An 8,934-nucleotide genomic window follows, 5' to 3' on the forward strand; every position below is an offset into this window, starting at 1 on the left:
ATGTCGAGTTTGCAAATTTTAAAACCATTCGCAGGACGGACAGAGTATAAAATATTGCGCGAATGGTTTGATGTGGAAGAGAAAGATGTCGGAGAGTTACGGTCAGGTATTTGTGTGATTCCAGCTATCATTCTTTTAAAAATGTCAGAAAGCGATCGTTCGTGCCTTATTCAATGGACAAAAGAGTGGGGAAACCAACTAATGGTTTTCCCACCATATCTTAATTTGGATATTTCATCATTATTGCAACTGAATCACTCGTTTTCCATTAAAGAAATGAATGAATGCATGTATGAAGGAGTTCCGGTTCGTGAAGAAATCGTGACTAACTTAACTCCAGAAATCCAATTACCGACAAAACAAACGGTTGCCGTTGACTTTTATTACGACACAAGCAGCGGCTGCATTACAATCACGACATTTCCGCTTCTTGATTACCGGTTGCTTGAGCAACGTGAAATATGTCAACGTCTATTTCAATCGTTAATGCACATCAATGAAAGAGATACAAAAGATGAAATGAGCGAAGAAAAACAAATTGCTTTTAAGCCTGTTCATCACTATTTACTTCTTCTCTCAGCAGCCGACGTCATAGAACGAAAACAGCTCGTTCCATTAATTCAAAAGTTTTTCTATTTAGAAGTACGCGAAAATGATGTGAAAAGTGCTTTTGCTGAGCTCGAAAATTTACATTATATTCATTCAGACGGAACCATCACTGAGAAAGGGCAACAGTATATTATGGAAAATGGTTATCGTGCATTTGTAAGAGAAATCATAAAGCGGAGGAACGACGATGGAGAATGGTAAAACGAAACGGGATACCGCGATTGCCAATAGTTTAGTAGCGAAAATCCAGTTAGGGTTGCCAAGTACGGTTACGAAATTAAGCGCGAAAATGCGTTTTATTGATCATATTGCTCCGAAACTTCGCAACAGTGGTGTCATTCGTCCCGTTGAAAAAAAATCGCCACTAACGATTCGGGTATCGGGGATTGCAACAGCAAGCAAAACAATACCGGCATTTGGCGGTATTTTATATAGCGCTGGTGCTGTTCGTCAAGATTTATACATAGAGGAAGGCTCTGTGTACGAAACATTTCAAGACAGCCTCGTTGACATTGATGAAGCGGATGATATTGATATTAACCATAAATTAAAATTTATTCATATCATGCAAGTTTACGATTTGTTAGAAGAGATGTTGTTAGAAGCCCATAAGCCGGAACTGGTGATTGTCGACACTCCGTTAATGCTAGAACGGGCTGACGCGCCAATGGATACACATGGCCAATTATATATTGACTATCAAAACTGTGTAGAAAGAATCAAAAATTTTTGGGAGACATATCAACATTTTATTTTTCCTTTTAATCGAAACGGTATTCGGCTTGTTTCAGTGAGTACTAAACGTTTCGGTTCTATCTTCTACGGTCTCTTTTCTGAAAATAAAAATAAAGAGATGTATATTGTAGATGAAGTGAGTTTTAACGATATCGAGCAAAACAATGAATCGTTATACAAAATTAAAAAGGTTGGCGTAAAAAAACTGTTGCACGGTGTTTTAACTCGAAGAACGCGCACGGCTGCCTATCAATACGATTTATTAGTCCAAACCAATCAGTTGGAACCTAAAGAAATGAGAAATCTAGGGATTATCAATTTTCATTTCCGGGCAGGGATGCATACACAACCTTTATTAGTAGAGATAATGGGAAACGCTCAAGAATGGAATTCTCAAAGTTTAGATGAGCTTACATCCTATCTCGTTTCGCTTTATACGCTCGATCAACCAAAGGCACTCCCGTTGCCGCTTTGGTATGCCGAATACGCACTAAAACCAATTCGAAGTGGTGCTATTATTCATTATTTTAAAACACAGGCACGCGAAATGATCAAAAAGGAAGAAGTAGAAAATGTTTGGACCGAGGAAGTAGACTTTTTCGGGGAGGATGAATAATGAGTCAAGAAAAATATATCGGTAAACTGATTGGGAATACCGGAAATCCGAATGATTTAAAAATGGTGCTTCAAGATAGCTTTTCCGCACGCCGTGGCGAGTTTGTGAAAATTTTACATCAAGAACGTCCGGATGAACAGCCGACATATGTTCTTGGGCGGATTACCTCTATTTCCCGCAGTAATATTTTATATAACAGCGATCTTGGAGAAGGATTGAATTCGATCGAATTATTACCCGGAACACAAATGACTGGAGAGACATTATTTGCTTCTATTGACCTTGTCGGTTACAAGGAAGCAGCCACAGGACAAATTCGCATTCCGCGTCGCCCGTTAGATCCGGGAGGTAAAGTATATGGTGTTGATTATGAATTTCTTTCTAAGTTTTATCAATTTGATGAAAATAAAAGCATTGCGATTGGCAACTTAATCGGTTATGAACGTGGGGAAAATATTGTTCCTGTTTACTTGGATGTCAATAAATTAGTGACAGAACATTTAGCGGTTTTAGCGATGACTGGTTCAGGAAAGTCTTATACGGTCGGTCGTATCATCGAACGACTAGTGGCGCAGATGAATGGAACCGTTGTTGTATTTGATACGCACGGTGAGTATGGAAAGGCATTTGAAAAAGGGGATATTCATTTCAATACGAACCTTGATCATATTGAAGATGAAAAAGATCGGGAAAGCATTTTATTTATTCAAGAACGTTTTCGCGCTTTACAAGCGGCAGGAGGCGGTATTCATGTATATACGCCGCAAATGGAAGAGTTTGATTACAAATACGCTGGAAAAAATAAGCACCTCGCGTTGCAATTTGACCGTTTTGAAATGGACGATTTCGAAGAGATTTTGCCTGGCTTAACCGAACCGCAGCAACGGGTACTCGATGTAGCGATTCGTTATTGGAAATATAAATATCCACATCCGCCTCGCGATATTAAAGATTTACGTGAGTTGCTTTCGGGTGATTTAGAAGAATTGCGGGGGTGGGATGAAATAACGGAAGCAGAAGCAAGAGCTTTAAGCGGCAGAAGTGCAGCGGTCGCTTCGATGAAGCTGAATCGCGTCATTAACGAAGCGCGAAGCTTTTACACAAAAGCGATTGGTGAACCGACGGATATTTATAAATTAATTGGTGAAATGAACGAAAAATATGGTCGATTAATCATTATTGATTTGCAAGGATTGTCAGACGATGCAAAGCAAATTGTCACGGCGCTTGTATCCAGTGAAATTATGCGTGCAGCGGCAGATAAACAACGTCCGATTCGTCCTTGCTTCCTTGTATATGAAGAAGGTCATAACTACGCTCCAGCAGGCACACCAACGATTTCGAAAAAAATTATTAAAAAAATTGCCGCAGAAGGTCGTAAATTCGGGGTAGGTTTTGCCATTGTTTCACAACGTCCTTCTAAATTGGATGCGGATGTTACATCGCAATGCAACACGATTATTACTATGCGTCTAAAAAATCCGGATGATCAGCGTTTCATTACGAAAACATCCGATATGTTAACGAAAGCAGATATTGACGAACTTCCATCATTATCTACAGGGGAAGCATTAATTACGGGGCGTTCGATTCCAGCTCCACTATTAGTGAAAGTTGGAACAAAAGCGTTAGTTCATGGTGGTCAATCGCCGGAAGTTGTCAAAGAATGGGGCGTATTCGGTGGATAAAGAGCAATTAAAGGAAATGATTATTGAAGAGTTTAAGAATGGAAAAATTCGCGATTCACTTTTTCCTATGCTCTCCGTTCATGGGATTCGTGATTATTCGGAAACCGTTCATTCAGCAGGACTGAATTATATTACGGAAATCGGTAGACATATTCAAGGAGTAACAGCTTTATCTGAATGCCCTGTTTATCCAATTAACCAACAATATGGTCATAGCATTACTCGAGAAGTTCGACCGGATTCTGTATGGTATCGCCAACAAGACGTAAAGCCAATTCTCGTTTCAGAGTTTGAACGATTTGAAAATTCAAAGGGTAAGCATGATAAACTAAGAGAGAAGATTGAAAATTTATTATTAGCATATCATCAACTTGGTAGCGATTTACCATTGATTCTTTTTGTCTACTGGTCTTACAGCGGGGCTATTCCGAAAAATATCGATAAATACATTAGCATTTTTGATGAAGGGTTCACGTTACCGAACGGCCGCTTTATTCCAGGGATTAATTCGTTTGTTACCGATTACCTCGTTTTTCAAGCAGTAGCAAGTGGAACGAAGGAAAATCTCACCATAAATGAATGGATTCAAGTGAGGTAACAATCATGGTCCGTAAGCGTTATTCTATTCAACCAAAAAAGGATATGAATATCGGGGATAAATATATTTTGCAAGAAATGATAGGCGAAGGGTCATACGGATATGTATGGAAAGCCCTTCGCTGTGAAGATGAAGAAATCGTAGCGTTAAAAATCCCGAAAAACCAAGAACGTGGCGACGCAGCATTAGTGGAAGGAGAGCGTTTTATTGGCGTTTCCCATGAAAATATTATCAATATTTATTGGATGGGCAGAGTAGACGGTTATTTTGTCATTGAGATGGAACTGTTTGATGGGAAGTCGCTCTCACAAGAGTTAAGTGAAGAGGGAATTAGCCATCCACGCACATTTCAAAAAATGTTTGATATTTTTGATCAAGTACTAAATGGTGTTGAATTTATGCACTCTCTACGCATAGCGCATGGAGATATCAAACCTGACAATATTTTAATAAATGAAACTACGGTAAAATTAACGGACTTTGGAACGAGTCGATTGATTGAAGATATTTTTGTAAAAACAATTGATGGTGCAGGAACATTTGCTTATATCGCTCCTGAAGTTCTCCATTCGCAGACGCGATATTTAAATTCTGACATTTATTCTTTAGGGGTTTTGTTATATCAATTGTTAACAGGAAAAACTCCGCATGACACATATTTTAACGTGATTCATAATGTCCCTTTTCCAAAACCAAGAGAATTAAACGATAGTATTACACCTTCGATGGAAAAGGTAATCATGAAGGCGTTAGAGAGAAATCCGGAAATACGATATCAGTCGGTTACCGATTTCCGCACTGAATTTAAAAAAGCGGTAGACGAACATTTAAAAGAGCAGCAAGTTGAAAAGTTTATTCCTCGTGCAACATTATCAAGCAAACGAGATCCGTTAGAATTAGCAATGTTGAATTGTAAACTAAAAAAATTTACATTAGCCGAAAAAATTTTAACGACGGAAATTACAAATGGAAATACAATGCCAGAAATCTTATTACAACTGGCATATGTATATTATAAAACAGACCGATTATTTGAGGCGTTACGGCAAATTGAAAATATTGAAGGAGTAGCAATTGAGGACACACGCCAAGAAAGTTTTGCTACAGCCGTAAAAAATCTAAATGCAAGAATTTTCTTATCAATGAAAAAGTATGAGGAAGCGCTGTATTTATATGAAGAATTGTATCAGAAAGAACCAGGAAATTTAGATTATCGTTATAAATTAGCGTTATGTTATGGAGTGTGTGGAAAGGAAGAAAAAAGCATTCAAATTCTGGAACAAATCAATCAAGAGACTCTAGGAATTTGGGCTGTTGTGAAAAAACTTGGTCAAGCGTACGACCAAAAAAGGGATTACGAACGAGCAAGAGGCTATTTCAAATATGCCTTAAAACTAAGGCCAGATGATGAGTACGTAAAACAGAAGTTGGCTCTTTATGAGTATTATTTGTAATAGCGAATTTATATTCTGTTGAAGCTCAACTCAAGGTATATGTCAAATTGCCAAGTTGGTTTAAAATTGATACACCGATTGACTTTTACCCTCCAACTGGGCGTTTGTCATTGATGAGACGGAAAAGCTATATTTTGTTCTTGAAACGAAAGGAATAGAAATTGGGATATTTTTCATGTCCAGAAGAACAAGCAAAAACCCACTTTACCTGCAAACACTCTTGAAGCAATCGTTACGAATATTGATTGGACTAGAGAAAGATGTGAACCAATTTATGCTGCGGGCACTAAGTGGTTAATAATTCACTGTAGTTGAGCAATTTTCGTTACAATAATTACCATTTAAAAAGAGACAAACAGGGTACCCCTTATGCCACGTGGAGCTGTTTTTTCACGGTATCAATGGGAATATTTTGTTTTGCTGCACGATAAATGAACTCCACGAGGCTATGTCCTTTTCTCTTGCGCAGGAGATCGAGCCCATCCGAAACATCACTGTTCGACTCGAACATGCTGTACACATACGCAAGTTGCACCAAGATCCAATACCGTTTCACCGCCCGACGCCCGCGAACGCGGTATCCATCGAGTTTCAGCTGGTCTTTCGCTTGACGGAAAAAACATTCGATCGACCAACGTGCAGCATAGTAGCGCAAGATCTCTTCATCGCTTAGATCCCGGTCGGTGCTCAAGACGCAGTGAAGATGTTCCGATGTCATCGGCTGATCGGCTTTCCAAGCGAGCAGCACCACGGCATCCTTGAGACCGTTCAGAGCACCTTCGTAGCGATACACCCGATAACGCTCTTTTCCCACCGTGACGAGGCGGGTATCCCGTGGCTCCATAGATTTGGCAAATTCCTTTGCTTGAATGGCCGTCCCTTTTGGATAGAGAATCCGATTCGTCTTCAGCATCGCGATGACGTGGAACTCTTTTTTCAAGCAGGCTCCCACGAGCGTTTGCGATGGATACCAAGAGTCCATCAGCACATAAACAGGACGGTGTACATCCAAAGAAGAAAGCATCTCGATCGCGAGTTCCCCCTTGCTTTTCCCAGCCGCCTTGTCGTAGAGGCGGAACGCAAAGGGAAAAGCCTGGGTCATCGTATGAACCATGAGCCAAACGAGAGAATGTCCCCAGATCGACTTTTTCTCTGTGTGAGAACAGTGCCAATCACACCCTCGAATGGCGTGCGTTGCCTGTGACGAAGGCTTGGTTTTTTGGCAAATCGTATCATCGATCGAAACAAAAATGGGTTGATTCTCTCGTTTCGAGCTGCGTTCGACACGATGAAGCACCCACTGTTGGAGTTTGCGAAGCAACGTCTCTTCTTCCCATGGGCTTTTCGTGAAAAAATGGCTGAGTGTCGTGCGATGGTTCGGATGAAAACTCCCGTGATGTAGATCGGTCAGTGTTCCCGAAAACCCCTTGGTGATCATCGCATCCACGATATGAACGAGATGCTTCATGACAGGTTTTGAGAAATAAAGTGCCAACCCCAACATCGTGAAAAACTTGTGAATTCCTTGATGATGTGCTAATCTATTCATGAGACATGAACCTCCTTGTGGATAGTTGTGGCACATCTATTCTAACCAAGGAATCGGGTTCATGTCTTCTTTTTTGTTTGGTTGTAAATTTATGTTAGTAAATTTGCTCATCTACAGTAAAATATATGGAGATGTTTGCAAGTTCCTTGATTATTTAGCAGAGCGAGGCATGATCCAGTTCTTACAAAAGGACGGGGTTCATGATCGGATTTATGGTAGTTGTTGAAATGGTGCAGCAAAACAGTGAAAAGTTTTGGGAGAGTTATCAAATGAAAGAATTAAAAGCACAGTTACTATCAGTGGTTAGATTAACAGGAACCGTCATTTCCGAGGATCAAATACAAATATTGGACAGAGGAGTTCCACATAAGCCAGCTGGTTTGCCACGTGGTAAAATGGGGATTTACTCCTTTGTTTATCAGGATGAATTTTTAAAAATTGGAAAGGTTGGCCCGAATAGTAATGCAAGGTTTAGAAGCCAGCATTATGTTCCAACAAGTTCCCAAAGCAATTTAGCGAAATCCATTTTGAATGATCCAGACTTTAAATGTTTTAATCTAACTGAGGATATTGTTGGGGATTGGATTAAACAGAATATAAGAAGAATTGACTTTATTATAGATGCATCGTTAGGAATCTTTGTACTAAATCTAATTGAGGCATTTTTGCATCTAAAATTTAAACCAAAATACGAAGGATATAAAAGTCAAAGGTAGCTTGTCTGAAATAACATATATAAATACACATCTAAAGTGCAGTATTTTTAGCGGAAGATTCAGTAGGGGTGGGAGGATAAAATGATGGATTTATATAGTCAGTCATTGCAATCGTTGAGATATTATCTTGATTCTAGTAATGTCATTCATGTTATAGACAGCTACCGAATGAAGAAAGAAAGCGGTGTTTGTAATAGCAAAGACAAAACTTATTGGTATTCCATTTCTTATCCGGTCATTTTAAACAGATTCGAACAAACACGAGGTTCAACCGCACTTGAGGCATGGATCGAAAGAGTTGGATTAATATCTTCATGGATTTCGTCGATTCCTGCTCCGAAACTTAATGGACATGCGATTGAGGATTTGGTTTACTTAGAAAATAAATTTTATAAGCTGAAACTGTAACTATTCACTCCGATAGTAGTATGTAAAGATGCGCAATACAAATAGGGCATCCCCGTAATAGAAAATGCCCTAAGTGGTAGAAAGAACGCGATCAAGCGTGTCACCCGTCAACAGAAGACACAACGAGTCCCACACGTTTTTTTCGTGTTTCGTAAGTGTGGAAACGATGCTTCTTGCGATGCAAAACGACTGCGCGAATGTTTCTTCGCGAAACGTACCCGAGATGTTCTCTTTGATTTTGACCATGCGAAGATCGCGTTCGGCTTGGTTGTTATCAAAGGGAACATGTACTTCACGTAAGAAACGCAGCGCTTCTTCCTTTCGTTTTTGAAGCCGTCGAATAAAAGCGAGTGCTTTTTTCGGAAGAGGTGTCATCGTTTCCAATCGGTGCTGTGCTTTCGCTAGGATACGATCATACACTCGTTCCCATCGTTTCGCTTCTTCTTCGGAAAGTGCACCGTGATGGGCTTCGACGGCTTGCTTGGCGGCTAACAGAAACGTGGTCATGCGCATCGCCCACGTATGCCCTTGTTCGATGAATCCTTTTAACTCACGCAAATG

10 protein-coding genes are annotated in these 8,934 nt (G+C 39.9%); 8 read left to right on the plus strand and 2 right to left on the minus strand.

Going from position 1 to position 8,934, the window contains the following annotated elements; all coding sequences use genetic code 11:
- The 6 genes from ETB99_RS10265 to ETB99_RS15075 are packed head-to-tail and all read left to right on the plus strand — an operon-like array spanning nt 1 to nt 5,858.
- Nucleotides 1–810 carry a hypothetical protein gene (locus tag ETB99_RS10265; RefSeq protein ID WP_171700543.1) on the plus strand — a complete coding sequence of 270 codons (810 nt, stop codon included), beginning with the start codon at nt 1–3 and terminating at the stop codon, nt 808–810.
- Nucleotides 797–1,960 carry a hypothetical protein gene (locus tag ETB99_RS10270; RefSeq protein ID WP_171700544.1) on the plus strand — a complete coding sequence of 388 codons (1,164 nt, stop codon included), beginning with the start codon at nt 797–799 and terminating at the stop codon, nt 1,958–1,960. Before ETB99_RS10265 ends, ETB99_RS10270 begins: the two co-directional genes overlap by 14 nt.
- Entirely contained in the window at nt 1,960–3,648 is a 1,689-nt protein-coding gene (locus ETB99_RS10275; protein WP_171700545.1) for a helicase HerA domain-containing protein, read from the plus strand. Before ETB99_RS10270 ends, ETB99_RS10275 begins: the two co-directional genes overlap by 1 nt.
- Nucleotides 3,641–4,246, plus strand: a complete 606-nt coding sequence (locus ETB99_RS10280) for a hypothetical protein (protein ID WP_141603161.1) — start codon at nt 3,641–3,643, stop codon at nt 4,244–4,246. The genes ETB99_RS10275 and ETB99_RS10280 overlap by 8 nt, the downstream gene beginning before the upstream one ends.
- Before the next feature lie 5 nt (nt 4,247–4,251).
- Nucleotides 4,252–5,700: a serine/threonine-protein kinase gene (locus ETB99_RS10285; RefSeq protein ID WP_171700546.1), complete on the plus strand. Its 1,449-nt coding sequence runs from the start codon at nt 4,252–4,254 to the stop codon at nt 5,698–5,700.
- A 47-nt stretch (nt 5,701–5,747) separates the two neighbouring features.
- Nucleotides 5,748–5,858: a hypothetical protein gene (locus ETB99_RS15075; protein WP_253263611.1), complete on the plus strand. Its 111-nt coding sequence runs from the start codon at nt 5,748–5,750 to the stop codon at nt 5,856–5,858.
- A gap of 209 nt (nt 5,859–6,067) precedes the next feature.
- Here the strand turns inward: ETB99_RS15075 and ETB99_RS10290 are convergent, their stop codons facing one another.
- Nucleotides 6,068–7,249, minus strand: a complete 1,182-nt coding sequence (locus ETB99_RS10290; protein ID WP_171700547.1) for an IS701 family transposase — start codon at nt 7,247–7,249, stop codon at nt 6,068–6,070.
- A gap of 200 nt (nt 7,250–7,449) precedes the next feature.
- Here ETB99_RS10290 and ETB99_RS10300 point away from each other — a divergent pair, with 200 nt between their 5' ends.
- Nucleotides 7,450–7,965 (plus strand): hypothetical protein, encoded by a 516-nt coding sequence (locus tag ETB99_RS10300; RefSeq protein ID WP_129000883.1) that lies wholly within the window; start codon nt 7,450–7,452, stop codon nt 7,963–7,965.
- Nucleotides 7,966–8,049: 84 nt separating this feature from the next.
- Nucleotides 8,050–8,373 (plus strand): hypothetical protein, encoded by a 324-nt coding sequence (locus tag ETB99_RS10305; RefSeq protein WP_171700548.1) that lies wholly within the window; start codon nt 8,050–8,052, stop codon nt 8,371–8,373.
- 69 nt (nt 8,374–8,442) lie between these two features.
- On the opposite strand, the gene ETB99_RS10310 is transcribed toward ETB99_RS10305, so the two are convergent.
- On the minus strand, nt 8,443–8,934 hold a 492-nt coding region (locus ETB99_RS10310; RefSeq protein WP_171700549.1), incomplete at its 5' end, for an IS66 family transposase.

This window comes from Anoxybacillus sp. CHMUD (assembly GCF_013096965.1).
Lineage (GTDB): Bacteria > Bacillota > Bacilli > Bacillales > Anoxybacillaceae > Anoxybacillus > Anoxybacillus kestanbolensis_A.

Coding starts and splice junctions, on each gene's coding strand:
- ETB99_RS10300 (WP_129000883.1), top strand. CDS start 7,450: ATGATCGGATTTATGGTAGTTGTTGAAATGGTGCAGCAAAACAGTGAA.
- ETB99_RS10290 (WP_171700547.1), bottom strand. CDS start 7,249: ATGAATAGATTAGCACATCATCAAGGAATTCACAAGTTTTTCACGATG.
- ETB99_RS10265 (WP_171700543.1), top strand. CDS start 1: ATGTCGAGTTTGCAAATTTTAAAACCATTCGCAGGACGGACAGAGTAT.
- ETB99_RS10275 (WP_171700545.1), top strand. CDS start 1,960: ATGAGTCAAGAAAAATATATCGGTAAACTGATTGGGAATACCGGAAAT.
- ETB99_RS10305 (WP_171700548.1), top strand. CDS start 8,050: ATGGATTTATATAGTCAGTCATTGCAATCGTTGAGATATTATCTTGAT.
- ETB99_RS10285 (WP_171700546.1), top strand. CDS start 4,252: ATGGTCCGTAAGCGTTATTCTATTCAACCAAAAAAGGATATGAATATC.
- ETB99_RS10270 (WP_171700544.1), top strand. CDS start 797: ATGGAGAATGGTAAAACGAAACGGGATACCGCGATTGCCAATAGTTTA.